The 22379-nt window shown below is 61.1% G+C and carries 21 protein-coding genes and 2 pseudogenes; 7 read left to right on the plus strand and 16 right to left on the minus strand.

Features of this window, described 5'->3' with window-relative positions; all coding sequences use genetic code 11:
* Nucleotides 1–121: 121 nt before the first annotated feature.
* Nucleotides 122–217, minus strand: a pseudogene (locus FX982_RS24670) (glutathione S-transferase); the annotation flags it as partial.
* Here FX982_RS24670 and FX982_RS17880 point away from each other — a divergent pair.
* Nucleotides 216–362 (plus strand): annotated as a pseudogene (locus tag FX982_RS17880) (TetR/AcrR family transcriptional regulator); the annotation flags it as partial. The pseudogenes FX982_RS24670 and FX982_RS17880 overlap by 2 nt on opposite strands.
* A gap of 126 nt (nucleotides 363–488) precedes the next feature.
* Here the strand turns inward: FX982_RS17880 and FX982_RS17885 are convergent.
* Together FX982_RS17885 and FX982_RS17890 are read right to left on the minus strand one after the other, a co-directional pair.
* Nucleotides 489–1946 (minus strand): YncE family protein, encoded by a 1458-nt coding sequence (locus FX982_RS17885; RefSeq protein ID WP_172611857.1) that lies wholly within the window; start codon nucleotides 1944–1946, stop codon nucleotides 489–491.
* Between the two features lie 37 nt (nucleotides 1947–1983).
* Nucleotides 1984–2403, minus strand: a complete 420-nt coding sequence (locus tag FX982_RS17890; RefSeq protein ID WP_172611858.1) for a DUF305 domain-containing protein — start codon at nucleotides 2401–2403, stop codon at nucleotides 1984–1986.
* Nucleotides 2404–2518: 115 nt separating this feature from the next.
* Between FX982_RS17890 and FX982_RS17895 the strand changes: the two genes are divergently transcribed.
* Nucleotides 2519–3709 carry a CaiB/BaiF CoA transferase family protein gene (locus FX982_RS17895; protein WP_172611859.1) on the plus strand — a complete coding sequence of 397 codons (1191 nt, stop codon included), beginning with the start codon at nucleotides 2519–2521 and terminating at the stop codon, nucleotides 3707–3709.
* A 133-nt stretch (nucleotides 3710–3842) separates the two neighbouring features.
* Complete coding sequence (locus tag FX982_RS17900; protein WP_172611860.1) at nucleotides 3843–4220, plus strand: VOC family protein; 378 nt, start codon at nucleotides 3843–3845, stop codon at nucleotides 4218–4220.
* Between the two features lie 151 nt (nucleotides 4221–4371).
* Here FX982_RS17900 and FX982_RS17905 read toward each other — a convergent pair whose 3' ends face one another.
* From FX982_RS17905 to FX982_RS17940, 8 genes are all read right to left on the minus strand, one after another.
* Complete coding sequence (locus tag FX982_RS17905) at nucleotides 4372–4929, minus strand: HD domain-containing protein (protein ID WP_172611861.1); 558 nt, start codon at nucleotides 4927–4929, stop codon at nucleotides 4372–4374.
* 89 nt (nucleotides 4930–5018) lie between these two features.
* A complete protein-coding gene (locus FX982_RS17910; protein WP_172611862.1) occupies nucleotides 5019–5459 on the minus strand; it encodes an SRPBCC family protein in 441 nt (146 codons plus the stop codon).
* Nucleotides 5460–5590: 131 nt separating this feature from the next.
* Nucleotides 5591–5977, minus strand: a complete 387-nt coding sequence (locus FX982_RS17915) for a nuclear transport factor 2 family protein (protein ID WP_172611863.1) — start codon at nucleotides 5975–5977, stop codon at nucleotides 5591–5593.
* Nucleotides 5978–6038: 61 nt separating this feature from the next.
* Nucleotides 6039–6782, minus strand: a complete 744-nt coding sequence (locus FX982_RS17920) for an SDR family oxidoreductase (protein ID WP_172611864.1) — start codon at nucleotides 6780–6782, stop codon at nucleotides 6039–6041.
* 114 nt (nucleotides 6783–6896) lie between these two features.
* The gene (locus FX982_RS17925; RefSeq protein WP_172611865.1) at nucleotides 6897–8000 is read right to left on the minus strand and encodes an alkene reductase; all 1104 of its coding nucleotides are present in this window, start codon (nucleotides 7998–8000) and stop codon (nucleotides 6897–6899) included.
* 58 nt (nucleotides 8001–8058) lie between these two features.
* Nucleotides 8059–8640 carry a TetR/AcrR family transcriptional regulator gene (locus FX982_RS17930; protein ID WP_172611866.1) on the minus strand — a complete coding sequence of 194 codons (582 nt, stop codon included), beginning with the start codon at nucleotides 8638–8640 and terminating at the stop codon, nucleotides 8059–8061.
* Nucleotides 8641–8710: 70 nt separating this feature from the next.
* Nucleotides 8711–9196 (minus strand): GNAT family N-acetyltransferase, encoded by a 486-nt coding sequence (locus FX982_RS17935; RefSeq protein ID WP_172611867.1) that lies wholly within the window; start codon nucleotides 9194–9196, stop codon nucleotides 8711–8713.
* 7 nt (nucleotides 9197–9203) lie between these two features.
* On the minus strand, nucleotides 9204–10139 hold the full coding sequence (locus FX982_RS17940; protein WP_172611868.1) for a LysR family transcriptional regulator: 936 nt from the start codon (nucleotides 10137–10139) through the stop codon (nucleotides 9204–9206).
* Between the two features lie 130 nt (nucleotides 10140–10269).
* On the opposite strand from FX982_RS17940, the gene FX982_RS17945 reads away from it, so the two are divergent.
* Nucleotides 10270–10659, plus strand: coding sequence for a RidA family protein (locus FX982_RS17945; protein WP_108119461.1), 390 nt, complete (start codon nucleotides 10270–10272; stop codon nucleotides 10657–10659).
* A 123-nt stretch (nucleotides 10660–10782) separates the two neighbouring features.
* On the plus strand, nucleotides 10783–11478 hold the full coding sequence (locus tag FX982_RS17950; RefSeq protein WP_172611869.1) for a tRNA (adenine(22)-N(1))-methyltransferase: 696 nt from the start codon (nucleotides 10783–10785) through the stop codon (nucleotides 11476–11478).
* Between the two features lie 12 nt (nucleotides 11479–11490).
* Here FX982_RS17950 and FX982_RS17955 read toward each other — a convergent pair whose 3' ends face one another.
* The 3 genes from FX982_RS17955 to FX982_RS17965 all read right to left on the minus strand — a co-directional run bounded on the left by FX982_RS17955 (nucleotide 11491) and on the right by FX982_RS17965 (nucleotide 16841).
* Nucleotides 11491–12912 (minus strand): sugar porter family MFS transporter, encoded by a 1422-nt coding sequence (locus FX982_RS17955; RefSeq protein ID WP_122534716.1) that lies wholly within the window; start codon nucleotides 12910–12912, stop codon nucleotides 11491–11493.
* Between the two features lie 196 nt (nucleotides 12913–13108).
* Nucleotides 13109–15805 carry an ATP-binding protein gene (locus FX982_RS17960; protein ID WP_216843191.1) on the minus strand — a complete coding sequence of 899 codons (2697 nt, stop codon included), beginning with the start codon at nucleotides 15803–15805 and terminating at the stop codon, nucleotides 13109–13111.
* Nucleotides 15806–16028: 223 nt separating this feature from the next.
* Nucleotides 16029–16841: a phosphatase PAP2 family protein gene (locus FX982_RS17965; RefSeq protein ID WP_172611870.1), complete on the minus strand. Its 813-nt coding sequence runs from the start codon at nucleotides 16839–16841 to the stop codon at nucleotides 16029–16031.
* A gap of 334 nt (nucleotides 16842–17175) precedes the next feature.
* Here FX982_RS17965 and FX982_RS17970 point away from each other — a divergent pair, with 334 nt between their 5' ends.
* The gene (locus tag FX982_RS17970) at nucleotides 17176–17862 is read left to right on the plus strand and encodes a histidine phosphatase family protein (protein WP_172611871.1); all 687 of its coding nucleotides are present in this window, start codon (nucleotides 17176–17178) and stop codon (nucleotides 17860–17862) included.
* 26 nt (nucleotides 17863–17888) lie between these two features.
* On the opposite strand, the gene FX982_RS17975 is transcribed toward FX982_RS17970, so the two are convergent.
* Nucleotides 17889–18275, minus strand: coding sequence for a winged helix-turn-helix domain-containing protein (locus FX982_RS17975; protein ID WP_172611872.1), 387 nt, complete (start codon nucleotides 18273–18275; stop codon nucleotides 17889–17891).
* Nucleotides 18276–18362: 87 nt separating this feature from the next.
* Complete coding sequence (locus FX982_RS17980; protein WP_172611873.1) at nucleotides 18363–20294, minus strand: LTA synthase family protein; 1932 nt, start codon at nucleotides 20292–20294, stop codon at nucleotides 18363–18365.
* 455 nt (nucleotides 20295–20749) lie between these two features.
* On the opposite strand from FX982_RS17980, the gene FX982_RS17985 reads away from it, so the two are divergent.
* The gene (locus FX982_RS17985) at nucleotides 20750–22228 is read left to right on the plus strand and encodes an ArnT family glycosyltransferase (protein ID WP_172611874.1); all 1479 of its coding nucleotides are present in this window, start codon (nucleotides 20750–20752) and stop codon (nucleotides 22226–22228) included.
* Nucleotides 22229–22379 lie beyond the last annotated feature (151 nt).

Raw genomic sequence — 22379 nt, forward strand, 5'->3', positions numbered from 1 at the left:
GAATCGGTTCAGCTTGATGACGAATTAACCTCTTTCTTGGCGGAAATGCACTGCTCGACGTCTGGGTGAGATCAACTTGCCTCGGTTGGCACCCCGGATTCGGGGTGCCAACGTCGGGGATTCAGCCTTGGGCCTGGCCCGCTGCGACCATCGCCTGCCAGGTCTGGACGCTGGGACGTTCATTCATCCGTGCGTGCCAGGCCAGCAGCGCCGTGCAGTGCGAACGCCGCGCGCTGGCGATCTACACCGCGGTGGCCGGGGCGCAGTTGATTGCCCGCACGCGTTCCGACATCCAGCTGTTTGATGCGCTGATTCAGGACTACCGCGACGCCGGGCTGATCCCGACGGTCTCGCGCCGGTAACGTTCTGGCGACCGATGCCCGAACACCGATGGGCGCTGTTCGAGCAATGGACGGGGCTGACCGTGCCGGCCTGAGGCGCGTGTCATGGGCGATACTCAGGACAGGCAGCCCCGGCCTGTGATCGGTTTACGGCGCCTGAACCTGCACCAGCCCGCCCAATTGATCCGGCTTGCCTGCGACGACCACCAGATAGCGGCGCTGCTCGGGTGTTTCGCTTTGCACGATCTGGCGAATCGGCCCGATGGCGTTGACGATGGCTGAGCCTGCCGGGTTGGTCATGAACCCTGACAACGGCTGCAATGTCCCGCTGCCATCGGCTTTGTCGGCCAACGCCAGGGTGTAGGGTTGCTTCGGTTCCAAGCCAGTGACGGCGGCTTGCAACACCTGCGTCAGGCCCTGATTGAACAGGCTGACGCTGGTCGGCGGCTGTTCGGCGGTTTTACCCACGGCGTTCAGTGTCAGGTGCACGGCCTGGCCGGCCACCCCCAGCGGCTTGAGGTTGTCGGTGCCCGGACCTTTCTCCACCGCGTTCGGCACGTAGGCGATTGCCTGGGGTGCCTGACCAATGGGAATCGTGGCAATGACTGTGTTGCTCAGCGTATCGATCACGGCGAACCCATCGGCATTTTCCAGCCCGACATAGACGCGGCTGCCATCGCCCGAGGGCCACACGCCGTGGGGGAGGTTGCCGACCGGGATCGTCGCAACTTTTTCGAAGGTGTCGGTGCGGTAGACCTGCACCTCATTCAGCCCACCCACGGTGATGTACGCGAACGAACCGTTGGCGTTATTGACCAGATTCACGTGGTTGGCAATCGGGCCGATGTCCAGCGTCTTGATCAGCTTGAATGGAGGTGCTGCGTCGAACACCTGGGCCTTGCCCACGTCCTTGAGGGTGAACCAGACCTGCTTGCCATCCGCCGAGGCGGCAATATTGGGGCAGAACGGGCTGACCTGCTGCAAGTGACCGACGATTTTATGGTCGGCCACCGAGACCACGACGGTTTCCGGGTTGAACGACGAACACACGTAACCGTATTTGCCGTCCGGCGAGAAAATCTGCATGCCTGGGCCCGCCGGCGTTTTGATGCGGGTCTTTTCCTCGAATGTTTTCGCGTCGATCACCGACACATAATCCTCTCCGCGCACGGTTACCCAGACCTCTTTGCCGTTGGGCGTGAAAAACGCTTCATGGGGCGCGCGGCCGACGTAGGTCTTGTGCTTGACGGTGTTGGTTTCGGTGTCGATGAAGGACACCGAGTTGGTGCCGATGGACACCACCGCCAGGGTTTTGTGATCCGGGGAGAAGCCTAGCCCGTGCACCAGCGCTTCACCCTTGTACAGCGGGCTGAGGTTACCGGGTTGCGGGTCCCCGAGGCTGATTACGCCGAGCAGCTTGTTGTCCACCGGGTCGGTTACCGACACCGTATTGGAGAACTGTTCGGCAGCATAAACCCGGTCACTGTGGGACACCGGAATGTCCTTGGCCGACGCCTTACCCGGAATCTGTCCGGCGAAACTCGACATAGAGGCGGTCAACAGGGCGCTGGTCAACAGTGACAGTGGCAAGCGGGAAAAAGTCATGGGGTGGTCCTTCATTTCGTGATGTCAGGAGTGGCGCTCAGGGCTGTGTATCGGGCGACTGGGTTGGCGAGGCCACCGAGGGCGGCAGCGGGTCGCCTACGGCCATCGCCATGGCGGCGATTTCCTGCTGCTGGTCGACGATGATTTCTTGGGCGATGCGCTTGAGCTGCTCGTTGTGGCCGTACTTGAGCATGCTCAACGCCATGTCGATGGCGCCCTGGTGATGCGCGGTCATCATGGTGACGAAGTCACGGTCGACGTCGCCGCTGGGCTTGCCGCCCATTCCGGCCATCATCTTGTCCATCGCGACATTGTTGTCCGTGATGAACGGCGCCTCGGCTGTCACTGGATCGGCGGTATCGCCTTGAATGTGTCCTTCGTGGGCCTGCGCCATGGCCATTCCGGCCAGCTGCAGGATCAGCCCGCACATCAACGGACGGGGTGGGATTCTTGGCATGTGGCTCTCCTCGTTAAAAGCGTTCAAAGGGAGGACGACGCCCAGTGCGCAATATTCCCTGCTGTGCGGTTTAAGAGGATGATCCCGACATCCTCTCCAACAATAAGGAATTCCCATGAGCCTGCCGCTGGATGGCATCAAGGTCATCGAGATGGGCCAACTGATCGCCGGGCCGTTCGCCGCGAAGATCCTCGCGGACTTCGGTGCCGAGGTGATCAAGATCGAGCCGCCAGGCTCCGGCGACCCTCTGCGCAAATGGCGCCTGCTGCACAACGGCACGTCGGTGTGGTGGGCCGCTCAGTCGCGCAACAAGCAGTCCGTGACCCTCGACCTGCGTCAGGCCGAAGCCCACGACGTGGTCAAGCGCTTGGTCAAGGACGCCGACATCCTCATCGAGAACTTCCGCCCCGGCACCCTGGAGAAATGGGGGCTGGGCTGGGAGACCCTGAGCGCCATCAACCCCGGGCTGATCATGTTGCGGGTCTCGGGTTACGGCCAGTCCGGGCCTTACCGCGACCTGCCGGGCTTCGGCGTGATCGGCGAAGCCATGGGCGGTTTGCGGCATCTGTCCGGTGAGTCCGGCCGTACGCCGGTGCGCGTGGGCGTGTCCATCGGCGATTCGCTGTCGGCCCTGCACGGGGTGATCGGCGTGCTGCTGGCGCTGCGTCACCGTGAACAGCATCAGGGCGCCGGTCAGCAGGTGGACGTCGCGCTGTACGAATCGGTGTTCAACATGATGGAAAGCCTGATCCCCGAGCATTCGGTGTTCGGGGCGGTGCGGGAACCCGCTGGCAGCAGCCTGCCGGGGATCGCGCCGAGTAATGCCTACCGTTGCCAGGACGGAAAGTACGCTTTGATCGCCGGCAATGGGGACAGCATTTACAAGCGCCTGATGGAAAAGATCGACCGCCCGGACCTGGCCAATGACCCGGAGCTTGAGCACAACGACGGCCGCGTGCGCCATGTCGCGCGCATCGATGCGGCGATCTCCACCTGGACGGCCGAGCGAGGACTGGACGAAGTACTGGCTGCGCTCAAAGACGCGAATATCCCGGCCGGGAAAATCTACGACGCCGCCGACATCGCCGCCGACCCCCACTATCAGGCGCGGGACATGCTGCTGCCCAGCCAACTGGATGACGGCACGCCGGTCACCTTACCCGGTGTAGTGCCCAAATTGCTGAGCACCCCGGGGCGAGTTCGATCCCGCGCCCCGACGTTGGGCCAACACACAGACGCCGTACTCAGCGGTGTGGGCATCGACGCCGCTACCCGCGAGCAGTGGCGCGCGCGCGGCCTCATCTAATCGTCATGAGCAGCCCGAATGAAGCGCCTGTACCTGCAGGAAGTCGCCACCCGCAATGGCTTTCAGAACTCACCATCAGTTTCACAACACTTGGGGTATGGCGCTGGCCAATACCCCCACGGAGCGTACGCAAATGATTGATCACCTTGACCATCTGGTCCTGACCACCATCGATATTGAGGCCTGTAAAGACTTCTACGTGCGCGTGATGGGCATGGAATTGCAAACCTTCGGCAGCGGCCGTCTGGCGTTTCGCTTTGGCAACCAGAAGATCAACGTTCACGAGCGCGGTCACGAGTTCGAACCCAAGGCTCACCTCCCGGTGCCGGGCGCGCTGGACCTGTGCTTCATTGCCAGCCAGAGCCTTGACGCGGTGATCGCGCATTTGCAGGCCGAGGCGTGGCCGATCGTGGAAGGGCCGGTTGAGCGCACCGGCGCGACGGAGCCGATTCGGTCGGTTTACGTGCGTGATCCCGATTTAAATCTGATCGAGATTTCCGAGCTGCGGTGACAGTATTCCAGCCGCTGAAGACATGGCGGATGTACCGGAGTCTTCGCGAGCACGGTCGCCCACAATTACCTCATTCGCCTGTAACAGCTGCAGTGCCGGCATGTTTGATGAGTGACCGGGGTAGCGCTTCACCTTGCACACGGAAAGGACGTCAGATTTCCCGCTGCTGATCGACGTGCAAGGATTTGTAGCGCGCCATCGCATCGGTAAGCCGGCGATTCAAATAGTCATTGGTAGGCCCGAGCGCCGCCAGAATCTGCGCAGATTCCTCGTGATAAGACGCGCGCTTTTCCAGGGACCACGTCGATGGCGCGGATTGGAGATTGGTGATCCGGTCACACAACTTGATCGCCGCCGCTTCCCGGGAATGCGCCGCGATCGCCTGGAAATAGCCCTCGTCCGAGAAAGGCACGATCAGGTTCTTGCTCAGGCAGGCGACGGTCGAGGCGACAGCGGCGCCGAACACCTCAGCCAGTGCCTCTTCCGAGGTCCCCGTGTCCTCGATTACGTCGTGCAGAAGCGCGGCGGGCATCGCGATGGTCAGGTCACCAATGTCACTTTCCCGATCCGCGAAAATCAATTCGTTCGCCACCATCGCGACATGGGTCGTGTACGGCAGATTCGATCCTTTCATCAGTTGCCCGACGTGGGCGTGGGAGGCGAACAGCCAGGCTTTGTTGTAAAGGCGCTGCAGGTCGGTTGACGTCAAGCGTTTCGCTCCTGAAGTGGGTGTTTACTCATTGGGGATGCATCGCTTCGAGCCTGGCTTTTGTATCAGTTCTGCCAGTCCAGACACAATCAACCCAGAACCGTCCCCTCCAAACCCTCATGCCCCTGCACAATCAATTCCCTGACCAATCCCTCAAATTCCGCCTCAGTCCCGGCTTCCCGCACTTCGAACCCAGCACTCCAGCGCACCACACAACGATCGACCGACCCCGCAACCTCATCCACTCGAATCTGCGCCCGATACCCATCCACCGGCAACGGCGACTCCTCGAACACGTAAGCCAACGCCCTGAGCCCATCGTCAAATTCAGTCAAACGCTCCCGCAATACGGCACCGTCCGCGAGCGCCAGCCGCCGGACCGCACCCACCCGCAAAATCCCGGCTTCACCCTTGATGCCGCTCTTCACAATCGCCGGATGCCAGTCCGCGATTCCGCCAAACTCCCGCAGCACCTTCCACGCCTGATCCGCACTGCACGGCAAACCTGCGCTGTACTCAACTAATACCATCTCTGCTGTCTCCCAAATAACTTACGCTGCGACTCAAAGAACGCTCAATACCCAGCCGCTAGAACCCGGCACGCAAGTCCCGAAGCCAAAACACCAAGACCTGCGTCCATAAAATTCATCGCAGTAAAAACCTACCCCTCAAACTGGTGATAAACCTTGGCAATCACCTTCCAGTCGCCATTGATCTTGATCAACGTCAGGTAGTCGTTGTAATCCGCCCCAATGGCGTCCTTCTCCATGTCCACCCGCACCACAGCCGTAGTCGGCGTAATCGCCAGCACATCCAGCCGCGTCGTGATGTCCGCTGCTTTACCGTTGCTTTCAACAAAGTCATACAAGTTGCTGATCGGCCCCCCCAGCAATTGGCCGTTGGTAAAACCGTACATCACCGCCTCTTCATGAAAGGCCTGCTTGATCGTCGCAACGCTGCCTTCGCGCAGGCCTTTAACGTAGCGGCTGGCGGTAGTGATGACAGCGTTGTACTCGTGTGTAGCAACGGCTTTGATGTTCTTGCTCATGTTGATGACTCCAGGGTTTGAGTTAGATAGGCGATGGCTTCAATGACCAACAGCCGCGCAATCACCAGTCCTGTCGGGTGGGTGAAATGATCAGGTCGTTGACGGTGACGTTGGCGGGCTGATTCAGCGCGTAGATGATGGCGCGGCTGATGTCTTCCGGCGCGATGGCAATTTCGTTGAGCGCATGTGCCGCTTTGCGGCCAGCGGGGTCGGTGACTTTGTCCGCCCAGCCGGTGTTAATGACGCCGGGGCTGACGGTGTTGACGCGGATGCCATGGTGCACGCCCAGCTCCTTGCGCATGGATTCGGTCATGGCTTGCACGAAGAATTTGGTCGCGCTGTAGACGCCGGCGCCGGGGCCGACCTGGTGGCCTGCCACCGAATCCATGTTGAGGATCTGCCCGGATTTCTGTTCAAGCATGAAGGGCAGGGTGGCGGCGATGGTGTTCAGGTAGCCCTTGATGTTGACGTCGATCATGGCGTTCCAGTCCTGGGTCACGAGGTCAACCCAGTGGGAGAACAGCATCAGGCCGGCGTTGTTGACGAGGATGTCGACCGAGCCGTAGGTGTCTTTGGCGAACTGCGCCAAAGCGCGCGTCTGTTCAGCGTCGGTCACGTCGGTGACAAAACTGGACGCCTCGTAACCGGCTGCGCGGAGTTTGCTGACCAGCGCGGCGAGGCCTTTCTCATCCAGCGCGGCAGCAACGACGTTAACCCCTTGGGCGGCCAATTCTCGGGCGGTTGCAGCGCCGATGCCTGAAGACGCACCGGTGACGATGGCGGTTTTCTGGTCCAGATAATTCATGATCATGTTTCCTCAAATTCAAGGCGTGCGGGCAGCGTCGGCTTTCCTGAGAAAGCCTTGCCGTTCAGTCGTTAGTGAATGCGGTGCTAGAAAACGCTGCGGTTGCCAGCGCTGTTAGTAAGTGCCCAGCGGCCAGTCGGTGTAGCCCTTGGCGCCGCCGCCGTAATAGGTTTCGCGCGGGGCGATGGTCAGTTCGGCGCCATGGCGCAGACGCGCGACCAGGTCCGGGTTGGAGATGAACAGGCGACCGAACGCGACGGCGTCGATCTTGCCCTGGGCGCGGCGCTCCACGGCCATGTCCAGGTCGTAGTTGTTGTTGCCAATGAACGGACCGTTGAACTGGGCACTCAAGGCATCCATGTCGACGCCTTCCGGGACTTCACGGGAGGTGGCGGTCGCGCCTTCGACAAAGTGCAGGTACGCCAGATTGAAGCGGTTCAACTGCTGAATCAGGTACCCGTGCAACGCCATGACGTTGCTGTCCGGCGGCGTATTACCCGCATCCGGCGTGACCGGCGACAGCCGAATGCCCACGCGGTCATGGCCCCAGATGTCGACGATGGCCTGGGTGACTTCCAGCGTCAGCCGCGCGCGGTTTTCAATCGAGCCGCCATATTGATCGGTGCGCTGATTAGTGGAGTCGCGCAGGAACTGGTCGAGCAGGTAGCTGTTCGCCGAGTGGACCTCGAGGCCGTCGAACCCTGCGCGCTTGGCGTTCTCGGCCGCGTGCTTGTACTGCTCGATGATGCCGGGGATCTCGTCGGTTTCCAGCGCGCGGGGCATCGACACCGGGACGAAGCCGTCGACCGTGTAGGTGTTGCCCTCGGCCTGAATGGCGGACGGCGCGACCGGGGCTTCGCCGTTGGGCTGCAGGTCGACGCTGGAGAATCGGCCCACGTGCCAGAGCTGGCTGACGATCTTGCCGCCAGCCGCGTGCACGGCGTCGGTGACTTTGCGCCAGCCGGCGACCTGCGCTTTGCTCCAGATCCCGGGCGTCGCTGCATAGCCGCGTCCCTGGGCGGAGATGTTGGTGGCTTCGGCCACGATCAACCCGGCGGTGGCGCGCTGGGCGTAGTAAATGGCGTGCAGTTCACCGGGCACGCCGTCTTCTTCGTAGCGGCTGCGGGTGACGGGTGCCATGACGATGCGGTTGGCCATCTTGATGGCGCCCATCTGCACGGGGGAAAACAAGTCGGTGCTGTTGCTGATGTCAGTCATTGATAATTACTCGCATATTTGACCGGTCGTCTACCAATCTTTGAAAAAAAAGCGCCTGCTACCGCAGCAGGCGTTGGGTCAGGCTCATGGCCGTGTCGAAGGAGGTAGTGGACTTGTTCACCTTCACCAGAAGGGAAGCGCCCAGCCACAGTTGATACAGGGTTTCGGCGAAAGCCTCGCTGTCTTCTTCGATGTGCAGGCTGCCGTCTGCCACGCCCATGTCGACGCAGGCGGTGATGCGCTTGATGATCTTCGCGGTGCCGGCCTCCAGCACCCTGCGCATGTCTTCGGACAGGTCGCAGACTTCCGGACCCAGCTTGACCACCAGGCATTTGCCTTCCGGATGATCGGTGCCCTGGGTCTCGATCCAGTAATCGAAGTAGGCCAGCAGCTTTTCGACGCCGGTGCCTGATCGCGTCATGACGGTGTCGACACGGCCGAGGTACTCGGAGAAGTACTCATCGAGCAACGCGGCGCCGAACTCTTCCTTCGATTTGAAGTAATAGTAAAACGAGCCCTTGGGCACGCCCGCCGCGCTCACCACTTCTGCCAGGCCCACGGCAGTGTAGCCCTTGTGGGTCATCAGCGACTTGGCGACGTCGATGATGTGTTGGCGCATTTCCAGGTTGGGTTTCTTCATAATGCGCAGCACCTTAAGACAAAACTGACCGGTCGTCTACAAGGGCTCTGTCAGGTGCGATGAACGGCAGTCACAACAACCGCATCCCCATTTCATAAGCCCGTGTCTCAAACCCGAGCTCTTCATACAGCCGCCGCGCATGGGTATTGAAGCCCCACACCGACAGCCGAATGTCCTGCGCGCCGCGTTCCAGCGCCCATGCTTTCACGTGCTCAATCAACCCACGGCCCAGGCCTTTCCCCCAGAAAACCTGGGCCACGCACACCGAGCCAATCCGCGCGAATGCCATCGGCTGCATCAAAGGCCCACCTGCTGAAAACATCCCCGCGCTGACAAACCCCGCCGCTCGATCCCCGACGAACGCCAGGAAAACCACCTGCTCCGGGTTGTTAAGAAAGCTCAGCCAGTGAGGGGCATCGCGGGTGTGATCGAGGGTTTCATCTGTGTAAATATCGGGACGCTCCGCGTGGTGAATGGCGTTGAGTAGCTGCCCCAGTTCGCAGATTGCCGTCACGTCCTCGACCATGGCTTGTCGGTAGCTGATCACTTCGTCCATCGCACTTTCATCCTTGTTTAATCGTTGCGGAAGATCGGCTTTTGTACCCTTCGCCCATCAACTCCACAACCCAGTCGATGAACACCCGCAGCTTGATGCTGATGTGCCGGTTGGGCGGGAAGGCCACGTACATCGGCATCGACTCCAGCTGCCAGTCCTCGAACAGCGCAACCAACTCACCGCTGTGCACGGACGGCTGGGCCATGTACTGCGGCAGCCAGAGGGCGCCCATGCCGGCAAGACCTGCCGCGAGGTACGCATTGCCGTCGTCCACCGAGAGCAAATAGCGGCTCTGCACCTGAACCCTTTCGCCGTCCCTCTGCAGCACCATCGGGAACAGCTGCCCGGTGCGCGCCCAGCGGTAGCCGACGATGCGGTGCTGCGGGTCTTCGAGGTCACGGGGATTAGCCGGCGTGCCTGCGCGCTGCAGATACGCTGGGGACGCGTAGACGCCCAGCTTCAGGTCGGTGATGTGCCGGGCCATCAGCGATTGATCGGTGAGTTCGCCGCCGCGCACCACGCAGTCCACGTTTTCGCCGATGAGGTCGATCATCCGGTCGCTCACGCCCAGGTCGATCTGGATGTCGGGATAGCGGGCGTTGAAGTCTGGCAGCGCCGGGATCAGCACCATGCGGGCGAACGGGCTGGGCACGTCAACGCGCAAACGCCCTCGTGGCGCCGCGGAGGCAACGGACAGACCGGTTTCCGCGTCGTCCAGATCCGCCAGCACGCGCAGCGCACGTTCGTAGAACACCGCGCCGTCGGCGGTGACGTTGACCTTGCGCGTGGTGCGGTTGAGCAGCTTGACCCGCAACCGCGCTTCGAGCTGCTGCACCAGTTGCGTTACCGTGGTCTTGCTCATGTGCAACGTGCCGGCGGCCTTGGTGAAACTGCCGGTTTCTACCACTCGAACGAACGCCTGCATCGCGTCGAAACGGTCCATCGCGCCACCTGATTGTTTGGAGAATGCAAACAGTCTTGATCAAGGCTGCTGGTTTATCCAGCGAATCCGCCGCCCTACAGTCTGCCCATCGAAACCACGGAGCATCCCGCTCCGCTGAAGGAGAAAGCCCATGACTGTTCGTGACGTTGTATTCCCGCCCGGCCGCCACGCATTGTACGAGCGCAATCGCTACTCGCCGGCGATCAAATCCGCCGGCTTGCTGTTTGTCTCGGGGCAGGTCGGCAGCCGCGAAGATGGCTCGCCCGAGCCCGATCTGCGCGCCCAGGTCCGCCTGGCCTTCACCAATCTCAATGCCATTCTCAATGCCGCCGGTTGCACCTTCGATGACGTGATTGACGTCACCGTGTTCATGGTCGATCCGCAGTCGACCTTCGAAAAGGCCTGGGAAGTGGTGCCGGAGTTCTGGGGCGAAGCGCCGCACCCGACCATCACGGCCGTCGGCGTGACCTGGCTGTATGGCTTCGACTTCGAGATCAAGGTCATCGCCAAGCTGCCTTAGCACCCGACGCTCAATCCGCCGGCCACGCGTCAACGCAGTTGAAATCCTCGCCACAGCCCGACAGACTCACGCCCCGTTTCGGCAGGTCGTGCCGGGCGGTGGCGAGAGAAGGGGCTGCAAACGTTGAACGAACACACATTGTCCAGGCGTCTGGAGCGGGTGGCGGCGCGGGTGCCGGCCGACGCGCGACTGGCCGACATCGGCTCCGATCACGCCTACCTGCCGGTGGCGTTGATGCGCCGTGGGCTCATTGCGATGGCAGTGGCGGGGGAGGTGGCGGCGACGCCGTTCAGGGCGGCGGAGCGTACCGTTCGCGAGAACGGCTTCGAGGCGCGAATCCGTGTGCGTCTGGCCGATGGCCTGGGAGCGATTGAGACGGAAGACGGCATCAGCGCAATCAGTATCTGCGGCATGGGCGGCGAGACGATTCGCGACATCTTCGAGAAGGGCAAATCGCGTCTTAATGGAAGCGAGCGCCTGATCCTGCAACCCAACGGCGGCGAGCCTGAGCTGCGCCAGTGGTTGATGGACAACGGTTACCGCATCGTCCATGAAGAAATCCTGCGGGAGAACCGCTTCGACTACGAAATCATCGTTGCCGAACACACTGGGCCGGTGGCATACAGCCCCGAAGCGCTGTACTTCGGGCCGTTGCTGATGCCGGCGCGCAGTCCGGCGTTTCTGGAAAAGTGGCGGCGCGTGCTGCCCTATAAACTGCGCACCCTGGCCGACTTGCAGCGGGCGCGGCAGGCGGTGCCGGAAGACAAGCTTCGCGACACCGCGCAGCAGGTGCGCTGGATCACCGAATTGCTCGGCTGAACGCTCGGTGCGTCAAAGCTCCTTCTTCATGTGCTTCTCGATCTGCTCAAGGGACTTGCCCTTGGTTTCCGGCAGGCACAGGAAGACGAAGATCAGCGAGCCGATGTTGATCGCCGCAAATACGAAGAAGGTCGGGTTGCCGAGGGTGTCCACCGCGATCGGAAAGAGGAACGCGACGGTCGCGTTGAACAGCCACTGCATCGACACCGCCGTGCCGGTCAGCAGCCCGCGCACCTGCATCGGGAACAGCTCGGACATCAGCAGCCAGTACACCGGCGAGATGCACATCTGCATGAACAGCAGGAACACCAGAATGCAGGCCAGTGCGGCATAGCTTTGGGTCAGGTTCTGCGGCATGAACATCAGCACGCTACCCAGCGCCGCCTGCATCATGATCACGATGACCAGACCGGTCATCAGCAGGTGACGACGCCCGTAACGGCCGATGGCCCAGATGCCCAGCAAGGTCGCGATGACCGAGACGATGCCGTTGCCGATGGTCGCAGTCAGCGCAGCGTTGGTGCCCATGCCGGTGTGTTTGAGGATGATCGGCGTGTAGTACATGAACGCGTTGACGCCGGTGAACTGCGCGGTAAAGCCCAGCCCGACACCGATCAGCAACAGCTTCAACACCCATGGCTGGCGCAGCAACTCGCGAGCGGCGACGTGCTTGTGGGCCTGTTTTTCCTGGGTTTTCATTTCCTCGACTTCGCGCTTGGCGGCGTCTTTGGTGTCACGCAGTTGCTCGAGCACGTGCTGCGCTTCATCGAAGCGGCCTTTGGAGGCCAGCCAGCGCGGCGACGGCGGCACGAAGAACGTACCGATCAGCAGCAACACGCCCGGCACCATTGCAATGGCCAGCATGTAGCGCCAGATGCCGGGGGTGTGCAGCAACGCAGCCAGCACGGCGCTCAGCACGTAAGCCAGCAACTGGCCGCTGACGATCATCAGCTCGTTGCGGCTGACCAGTCGCGCCCGGCGCGACGGCCCGGCGATTTCGGCGATGAACACCGGCACCGTGGCCGAGCCACCGCCGACAGCGATGCCCAGCAGAAAGCGCGCGGCGACCATGAATGGCACCGACGGCGCCGTTGCCGTACCCAGGGCGCCGACGATGAACAACAGCGACAGCATGCGCAGGGTCACGCGTCGGCCAAAGCGGTCGGACAGGTAGCCGCTGGCCAGTGAGCCGAAGGCGGCGCCGACGATCAGCGATGCAGTGATCAGCCCTTCGCTGACCGGGTTCAGGCCTAGACCGCCCTGGTCGAGGGGCAAAGTCATGAAGGGCAGGGCGCCCGCGATGATCCCCGTGTCGTACCCGAAAGCGAGTGCGCCCATGGTGGCGACAAGGACCGAGATGAAAATCAGACGACGCGGCGACGTGCGCTGCTCGTCTGGTTGGCCTATGGCGGCGGATGGGGTGCTGGAAGACATGGAAACCTAAACCTCTCGTGGAACCGGCGTTTTGCCGGTTCGCTGACGTCGTGGTTAGGGGCATGCCGGCCCTGTGAGTTCCGTGACAGGGTGAAAAAAACTGACTGATTGGTCGAGGTCGGATGCGCCGGGCCAAAGCCCCGTATTCTCCGGGCGACGGGCGCTATCGGATGACCTTGCCCGGGGCCGACTGGATTCAGCAGCCGTCCACGACATCGCAGGTGGCTTGGGTGGTGTCCCGGGGCGCCGCCGCTGCGAGGATTTCGCCGACCTTTTGCGCGAAGCTGTCCATCCCGAACGGCTTGAGCAACACGGCCATGCCGGACTCCAGTTGATCGCCGCCCACCGCCGAATTTTCCGCGTAACCGGTGACAAACAGCACATCGAGGGAAGGCAGCAGGGCGCGGGCCGCGTCGGCGACCTGTCGGCCATTCATGCCGCCGGGCAGGCCCACATCGGTCACCAGCAGATCAATCGATGCCATCGAACGGAGCATTTGCAAGCCCGATGGCCCGTCCATGGCTTCGCTGACCTGGTACCCGCGTTCGCGCAGGGCGTCGCACATCAACATGCGCACGTGGGGCTCGTCGTCAATGACCAGCACCGATTCGCCGCGGCTGTGGGTCTGCGACGGGCAGCGCGCCGGCGTCTGCTGGCGGTCACCCAAGTAGCGCGGCAAGTAAAGCGAGATCGTCGTGCCGGCGCCTTGGGTCGAGCACACCTGAATGGTGCCACCGGACTGGTGAACGAAGCCGTGGATCATCGACAGCCCCAGGCCTGTCCCCTGGCCGATGGGTTTGGTGGTGAAGAACGGGTCGAAGATCCGGTCGAGGATGTTCGAGGCAATGCCGGTGCCAGTGTCGCTGACGCTGATTTCGACGAAGTCCCCTGCGGGCAGCTGCGCCGCCACCCCCGGGACGCTGTCAGCCGAAACGTTGCGGGTCTGCACGGTGAGTTCGCCGCCGCTGGGCATGGCGTCGCGGGCGTTGAGCGTCAGATTGACCAGCGCGCTTTCGAGCTGCGGTGCGTCGATCTTGCTGAGCCACAGGTCGCCGCTGGCGATGGTCCTTATGCTGATGGAAGGGCCGATGGTGGAGGCGATGAGCTGACCCATGCCTGCCACCAGCCGATTGACGTCGGTAGGCTTGGCATCAAGGGTCTGACGACGGGAGAACGCGAGCAGCCGTTGGGTGAGGGTGGCGGCGCGACTGGCCGAGTCGTGGGCGGCGTTGACGTAGCGTTCCAGGCCATCGACCCGGCCGCTGGCGATACGTCGTTCGATCATTTCGAGGCTGCCGATGATACCGGCGAGCAGGTTGTTGAAATCGTGGGCAATGCCGCCGGTGAGCTGCCCCACGGCTTCCATCTTGTGCGCCTGACGCAGGGCCAAATGGGCCTCGGACAATTCCTGGGAACGGGCCAGCACCCGCTGTTCGAGGGTTTCGTTGGCGCTCTGAACCTGTTGAAACAACGTAGCGTTATCGATGGCGATGGCAGCCTGCGCGGCCAGGGCCGACATCAATTTTTCATGGCGCGGGGTGAATTGGCCGGCCTCGGGATGGCCGTAAAAGAGGCCGCCCAGCACCTCGCCGGAGCGAGACACAACCGACACCGCCAGATAACTGCGCAGCGGCACATGCCCTGTCGGCAGGCCGAAATGCGGGGAAATTCGCCCATAACGCGGGTCCAACAGTAGGTCGTCGGAACGCATGACGCCGGCGGTCAGGAATGCCGGCGAGAACACCGGGCTGGCGCGCGGGCCCGGCAGCCGTGCCAGTTCCGGCGACTGGACCCCAGACAGTGTGAACAGGTCAAAATGATCGCTCGCGGCGTTGTGAAAATACCCGCCGATCTCGGCGCCGGTCATCTCGCGGCCGGCATCGGTCACCGTTTGCACCAGCCGCTTGAGGTCCAGCTCCAGGGCCAGCTCGGCATTCACCCGGTTCAGCGTTTCCAGGGTGCGGGTCTCCTCGCGCAACGCCGCCTCACTGGCCTCCAGCGCGGCGCGGGACAGATGCGCCTCGGTCACGTCGTAGCCTTCACAAAAGATACCGGTGACCTGACCGGTTTCATCGAGCAGCGGTTCGTAGATGAAATCCAGATAACGCACTTCGGAGGGGGCGTCGGGATGACTGAGCTGGATCGGGGTGCGTTGCTGCACCAGCCTTTCGCCGGTGCTGTAGACCGCATCCAGCCACTCGTAAAACCCTTGGCCGACCAGCTCCGGGAACGCTTGGTAAATGGTCTTGCCCACGTAGTCGCGCTCGCCGAACAGCCGGGTGTAGGACTGATTGACGAATTCGAAGCGGTGCCGGGGGCCCGTGAGAACAGTGATGAAGCCGGGCGCCTGCTCGAACATCTTGCGCTGGCGGACGAGTTCTTGCGCCCGGCGGCGTTCGGCCAGAATCCGGTCAGTGACCTCGTGGCCCTGATTGAGGATGCCCGCGATGCGGCCGTTTTCGCCGCGAATGGGCGTCAGGCTGTAGTTCCACCAGCTTTCCTGCGCCCGCCCGCCGCGTTCCATCATCAACAGTTGGTCGAACGTCGAAAAGCCTTCAGCGTCCCGGTAGGCCGCCTCGAACTGCGGGCCGACGACGTCCCAGATGGCAGACCAGACTTCCCGCGCCGGGCGGCCTAGCACAGCAGGATGGCGATCCGCCGGAATCGGCGCCCAGGCGTCGTTGTACAGCAGGCAGAAATCCTCTCCCCAATAGATAGCCGTCGGGAAACTCGAATGCAGGCAGATGCTGATGGCCGAACGCAGGGACTGCGGCCAGCCCGCCGGATCGCCCAGTGATGTCGACGCCCAGTCGAAGTCCCGGATCCGCTGCCCCATTTCGCCGCCGCCCAAGAGAAAATCCAGGGGGCCGATTTGTACGTTGTCCGACTTCATGGGCGACTTCTCGACGCTGTCATTCGAAAAAGGATGGACTTGGGACGATGGAATAGATTTCCGCGACGGGATGAACGGCAGGGAGTACGCAGCCATCGCTGCCGCGTCGGCAGCGCATGGCAGGTCCATTACTGGACCGCCTAAGCTAAACGGATATATAGCCCGAAGCCATCATTTTGCTCGGCGGTCGCCAGTGTGACAGTAATGCGAGGGGATGTGTGGCCTATCGAGCGATGGCCGCGAATGCGCCAGGGGTTGCTTCGGCGGAGGGTGCCAGTTGCCGCCAGCCATAAAAAGCAAGGGCGGTGAGCAGTGCGCCCATCCACACAATCACCCCGGCCCAAAACGTGTGCGACATAAAGTGCCAGCCCTGCAGGACGCGCGTCGTGCCGTAGATCGCGCCCAGAACCATCGAAGCGTAGAGGATCGCACGGGCGTGGCGCCACTGATGACGCCGCGCGACGAAGTACAGCGCGACCATGGTGAAGCCGCCGGAGGCATGCCCACCTGGCCAGCAGCGACCGGCGCCGGCTTCATGGAACAGGCTGAAATTCTCGAACCATTCCTTTTTCTCCATGGTCCCGCCGTACAGCGTGGTTTCCACGGGGCAATAGATGCTGGTGTGGCTCTTAAAAAAATGGATCATGCCGGTGATGATTGCAAACGACACGACGATGTACAGGAAGTCCCGCCGGTAGCGAGCGGTAAAGCGCAGCACCGGGCCAATGCGCATTGTCTCCAGCGACCTGATCAGCCGGTCGTGTCGCCCCGGTTTCAACAGCGGCCAGATAAACGACAGGATTGAGCCGATGATCGCGGCTTCCCCGGTGAGGTCGGGAATGATCCGCGGCCAGCGGTGGGTCAGGTTTTCGAACAGGCGGTTGTGGCCGTAGGGAAACTCGTGGTTGGGGTAGTACAGCCAGTTGCTGATCATTTCGTCCAGGGAAGTGAGGTCGAAGACCACGAATATCGCCAGCGCAATGGCGATCGGTAAACCCAAGTTCCAGGCATAAAATCGTGATCGTTCGCTTCGCACGTTGGAATGTCCCGATAAGCATGAATGATTAACTTTGCCCGGCTATTGCCGGCCGCTGGTGGAACATAGACACGCGCAGGTCAAACCGCAGTGAAGGGAATGTGAAAACTCTATTATGTTTAAAGCCTGTAGCGTCCTCATGAGACGAAGCAGAGACTTCCTCACAAACTACGGCGTGACGTTCTCCCCACGGGTCGGGAATGAATAACGTTTTACAGCCACTGTTTTTTTCACGTGCCGTTTACCAAATAACCATGCATCGCTGTTTACGCTCGTTGTCATTCAATGACGCAGATTTCCATCTGCCGATGGACTGAACAGTCGGAGCAACACGATGCGCGAACACATCAATGTCCCGCCCGCGCCCACGGCGGGTAAGTTACTTAAAAGTGCCACCAAATTCCGTGTTTTGCTGACCGCTGCCGCGATTGTCGTGTCGCTGCTGTTGCTGACGGGTTACACCTACTGGCCCCGTTCGCCCATTGAACTCGCCAGCGGGCACAACATGAGCAGGGCGGGCCTTTACGAAAGCTGGAAGAAAGGCGAAGTGGTGGTGCTGATGCGTCACGGCGAGCGTTGCGACCGCTCCGATAATGAATGCCTGGGGCCAAAGGACGGGATTACCCGCAACGGCAGCCAGGTGTCTGCCGAAGTGGGACGTTCATTGAGCCAGTTGGGTTTGGACCAGACCGATGTCCTCGCCAGCCCCTCTACGCGCACGGCGCAAACCGCCGAATCCCTGTTCGGCCACCCGGTTGCGTCCCAGGAATGGTTGTTTGATTGCGAGAAGATGAACCTCGGCCAGGTCATGGCGCACAAGGCGAATAACCGCAATCTGGTGTTAGTCACCCATAGCGGTTGCATCAGTCAGATAGAGGGCAAGCAGGGTTACCCCCATGCCGATACCAGCGAATACGACAGCGCGGTATTTATCTCGCTGGACAAACGCAGCCGGCCGGTCATCAGAGGCGTACTTAATCCGCAAGACTGGAAGCAACTGGCGATGAAAGCGGGTGATTGACAACAACGTGAGGCGTTAACAACAGGTTATTTGCGCAGCTGATAGCCGACGCCATACACCGTATGAAGCAGGGGAAACGCAAAACCATCATCGACCACTTTTCTGATTTGATGCACGCGTGTACCGACGCCACTGCTCTTGTTGACGCCCAGTTCGCCCCACAGCATTTCCGCGATTTCTTCTTTACTGACAATGCCGGGACTTTTCAGCATCAGCAGTGCCAGGATGTCGATGTTGGTCGGGTTGAGCTTGAGCGATCTTTGCGCGCGGGTCGCCCGGTATTTGCTTGTGTCCAACACCAGATCCTCGACCACCAACATAGTTAAAACCCGCCACTTTATACGTTGCGCGATCCTAGACAGGCGTTTGTCAAAAATAGGTTCGGCTGCCGTGAATATCTTGTCGTTTACCAAAGCGATGCTGTCGGCTTCCGAGCGATGATCGGATGGCGTCCACTCACCGCTCTTCTGCCGCAGGCCCTTACGGTCCCCGCCTTCCGGTCAAGGCTTGAAGCCGTCAGGCTTCCAGTCCAGCAGATGCTGTTTGAATCCTTCGCTTGCCACTTGGTAATAGGCGATGGCGCGCGCAATCAGCGGGTCGTCACGCGTAGCCTTGCTTTCGACACTTTCACCCAGCGCATTGTCGTGGCGACGCAGCCCCTGGCGCGGGCTGAGGATGGCGAGATCCTTGCCGTCGAACAGTCCCAGGTGCTGGTAATTGCCGACCACCACCCGGGGCGGCAACGCCGAATCGAAGAACAGATTGCGGCCAAAGAAGGTGGACTGATAATCCAGATTCAGCAGCCCCAGCAGCGTCGGCGCGAGATCGATCTGACTCGCCAATTGAGAGATTTCCCGCGGCTGGATCATCTTCGGCGCGTAGATGAACAGCGGAATGAGGTAGTTATCGATGGGCAGGTCTTCTTTGCCAGCACTGCCTGCCGTGTGGTCGGCGACGAAGACGAACAGCGTGTTGTCGAACCACGGTTTCTGGCGGGCGCTTTCAAGGAACTTGCCGATGGCGTAGTCGGTGTATTTCACCGCGCCGTCGCGACCGTTGCCCGAAGGGATGTCAATGCGTCCCTCGGGGAAGGTGTAAGGGCGGTGGTTTGAAGTGGTCATCAACTGCAACAGAAACGGTTTGTTCGCAGCGAAGTCCGCATCCGCCAGATTGAGCGCCTGCTGGTACAGGTCTTCGTCGCCCATGCCCCAGGCGTTTTTGAAGTGAATGTCCTGTTCATTGACGCTGCTCTGGTCCACCACGCGGTAGCCGTTGCCGCTGAAGAAGGCGTTCATGTTGTCGAAATAGCCCCGTCCCCCATAAACGAAAACGCTGTCGTAACCGACGCCCGCCAGTTGCTGGCCGAGGCTGGCGAACCCGCTTTCGCGGCCCACCCGTTTGACGATGGAGCGTCCCGGCGTCGGCGGGATGGACAGGGTAATGGCTTCCAGGCCGCGGTCGGTTCGGGTGCCGGTGGCGTAGAAGTTATTGAAGTAGACGCTTTGCTTGCGCAATGCATCCAGATAGGGGGTCAGGTTGCGCGTGTCGCCGTTGCTGCCCAGGTATTTGGCGCTCAGGCTTTCAATGGTCACCAGGACGATGTTGGCTTTGCGCGTCGCCCCCGGATTGTCGATCGTGCGTCGGATATCCACTGGGTCAGTGCCGACAAATCGGCTGTTGGGCTCGGTCAGCTCCCGGCGCATCTGCTCGGCGACTTGCGGGTCGGGCAGGGTGGCGTAGAACTGCTGATAATCCAGTTCGTTGTTTCTGAACGCGGCGAAAAACTGGTACGGGCCGTTGCTCGCCAGTTCCCGCTGATAAGCGTTGCCACCCAGACCGCGAGGATTATCCTGATCAACAAATTGCAGGCTGATGGCCGCCAGGGCCAGCAATAGCGCGATACCGGCCAGCCTGCTGCGCAGCGGCGGCGTCGGGGCTTTGATCGAGGCTGCGACGGCGCGACTGATGATTGCACTCAATACGATGGCAACGATCGCCAACGCGCCGAGCAGTTTGCCGATGGGGTAGGACTCGAGGATGTTATTGAGGACCTCGTCGGAATACACCAGATAGTCCACGGCGATGAAGTTGAATCGCACGCCGAACTCGTCCCAGAAGAGCCATTCGGCCACGGCGACAAACAGCATCACGAACATACTGACTGTCATCAGCCCTTGCAGGAACCAGCGGTGCCCGCGAGCGCGCCATAAGCGTGGCGGGCAGAGCAGGACATATATCCCCAGTGGCAGGGCGGCGTAGGTGAGGAAGGCCAGGTCATAGAGCAGCCCGGTGGCGAAAGTGGCTATTACTTGATTGCCGGCTTCGTCGAGATGGGTGGTGAATAAAACGAGGCGTGTGAGAAAAAAGAGGGCGAGCCATGTGCCGGTTGCCAACAGCAGGAACCGGGCTGGGGCCGATGGGTAAATCCGCATGTGTCTAATCCTTTGGACAGGTGTATCGAGTTTCCAGTTATTTGGCGCTGCGCCTCGTTTACCGTTATTCACCGGTGGGCACATAGCGCAAATAAATTTATTGTCAATTTTTTAAGGGTTTCTAATACGTTTCAAATCGTAACTCCTGTAAAAGCGTGTTCATAACAGTCATCCATGGACTGTCGGGCTGGCGTCGTTAAAGTTGTGTGGCCTGTGTGTGAAAACTCCGTCAGTGTTTAATATTCGTTTGCTCATTTATAAACGCATGGGCACTTTTAATAGCGGCGGAGAGTATGCCAGTGATCATTCGCAAGTGCGCGTTTGTCAGTCATCCTCTGAAACACCCCGCCGCTCGATCCAGTGGTGACGGGGCGTTGACAAGACTTCAACAAAGCGCCGCCTATACTGCCGACACCCATCAACTGATGATTCGCTCCCCAGCCGGTATTCCCTTGATGACTTCTCGTGCGCTCTCGTTGCTCGTGCTGGCGGCTGTTCTGTCTTTCTTCGCGTTGGGCAATCACCAATTGCAAAACTCGACGGAGCCGCGGGTGGCAGGCATCGCCATGGAGATGCACCTGAGCAACAACTGGGTGACACCGACCCTCAACGGACAGCCTTTTCTTGAGAAGCCCCCGCTGAGCGTCTGGCTGGATGCGGCGGCGATCCGCGTCTTCGGCGCTACGCCATTGGCGGTGCGGCTGGCCTCGGCGTTCGCCGGGCTCTTCAGCGTGTTGCTCCTTTACTGCATGCTCGTACGGTTTGGACGCCCGGCCTCTGTGGCCTGGCTGGCGGCGTTCATGCTGGCGACAACGGCCAGCTTCTGGAGCAACGCGCGGCAGGTGGGCGAAGATGCATTGCTGTCCCTCGGCGTGACCCTGGCGCTGCTGGCGTTTTTCCACGCCAGCGAGCGCGCGCGACGCGGGGCGCCGGTACTAGACCCTTGGCTCGCGTTCACGCTGGGCATCGTGATTTCGATCTTGAGCAAAGGGGTGCTGGGCTTGGCGTTGCCGGGTGTCGTGATTTTCTTCTGGTTGGTCATCGAGACGGTGCGCAAGAAGCGGTTGGAGGTTGTTGACTGGATTCGCCCGGCAGCCCTCACGCTGCTGGCGCTGGTGCCGCTTCTTGTCTGGCTGGGGTTTCTGTACGGGCAGGGCGGTTCCGCGTCATTGAAAGAAGTGCTGTGGACCAACAGCGTTGGCCGGTTCAGCGGTTCGTTTACCGAAGCCGGGCATTACGAGCCGTTTTATTACTACCTGGCAAAACTGCCGGAAGCGTTTTTGCCGTGGAATCTGTTGGTCTATCTGGGGCTTTGGCACTTTCGCAAGCAGCTGATGAGCAATCGCTATCTGTTGTTCTTCACCCTGTGGCTGGGCGCGCAATTCCTGTTGCTGACACTGGCGTCGAGTAAGCGCACGGTTTACCTGATGTCGTTGGCGCCGGCCGCTGCGGTGATTGCTGCCGAATATGCGTTGGTGCTGGGGGCCAGGATCCGCGTGCATGCAGCACGGTCCGCGTTTGTGGCGGCGGTGGTGCGCCATCGTCGAGGGGTCAGCGGGGCGGGTGTCTTGCTGGTGGTTGTCACCTACCTGGGGGCAGCGCAATGGCTGGCGCCGCGGGAGGACAGGCAGCTGTCATTCCTGCTATTGACCGAGAAAATCCATGGCCTGCAACAGCAAGGTGTGAGCGTAGCGCTGTTCCAACCCAGCGAACGCTTGGCGGGCGCTGGCGTGTTCTACAGCCAGAGCCAGCTTGACAGTGTGATGTCTGGTGCTGAACTCGACCGTTTTCTGGCACCGGGGGCTGACAGGGTCGTGGTGATGGAAAGCCAGTCCACGCCTCAATTACCGTTGCGGGTGCTAGACCGCGTCGAGATTGGAGGACGGGTTTACTATTTCGTCACTGCCGCCCCGGGTGCAGACCGTCGTTCATGAACGCGGAGCGTCCCGGGCTGCATCCCCAAGCGGAGCGCGAGAACGATCAAAACTTATGGCGAACACGCGGGCCTCTTCCCGGCTGAAGCCGGTCCCACTAAAAGCATCGTGTGCATCCAGTGGCGCCGGCGCGCGGCCCTAATGTGGGACC

Origin of the sequence: Pseudomonas graminis (assembly GCF_013201545.1) — a bacterium.
Lineage (GTDB): Bacteria > Pseudomonadota > Gammaproteobacteria > Pseudomonadales > Pseudomonadaceae > Aquipseudomonas.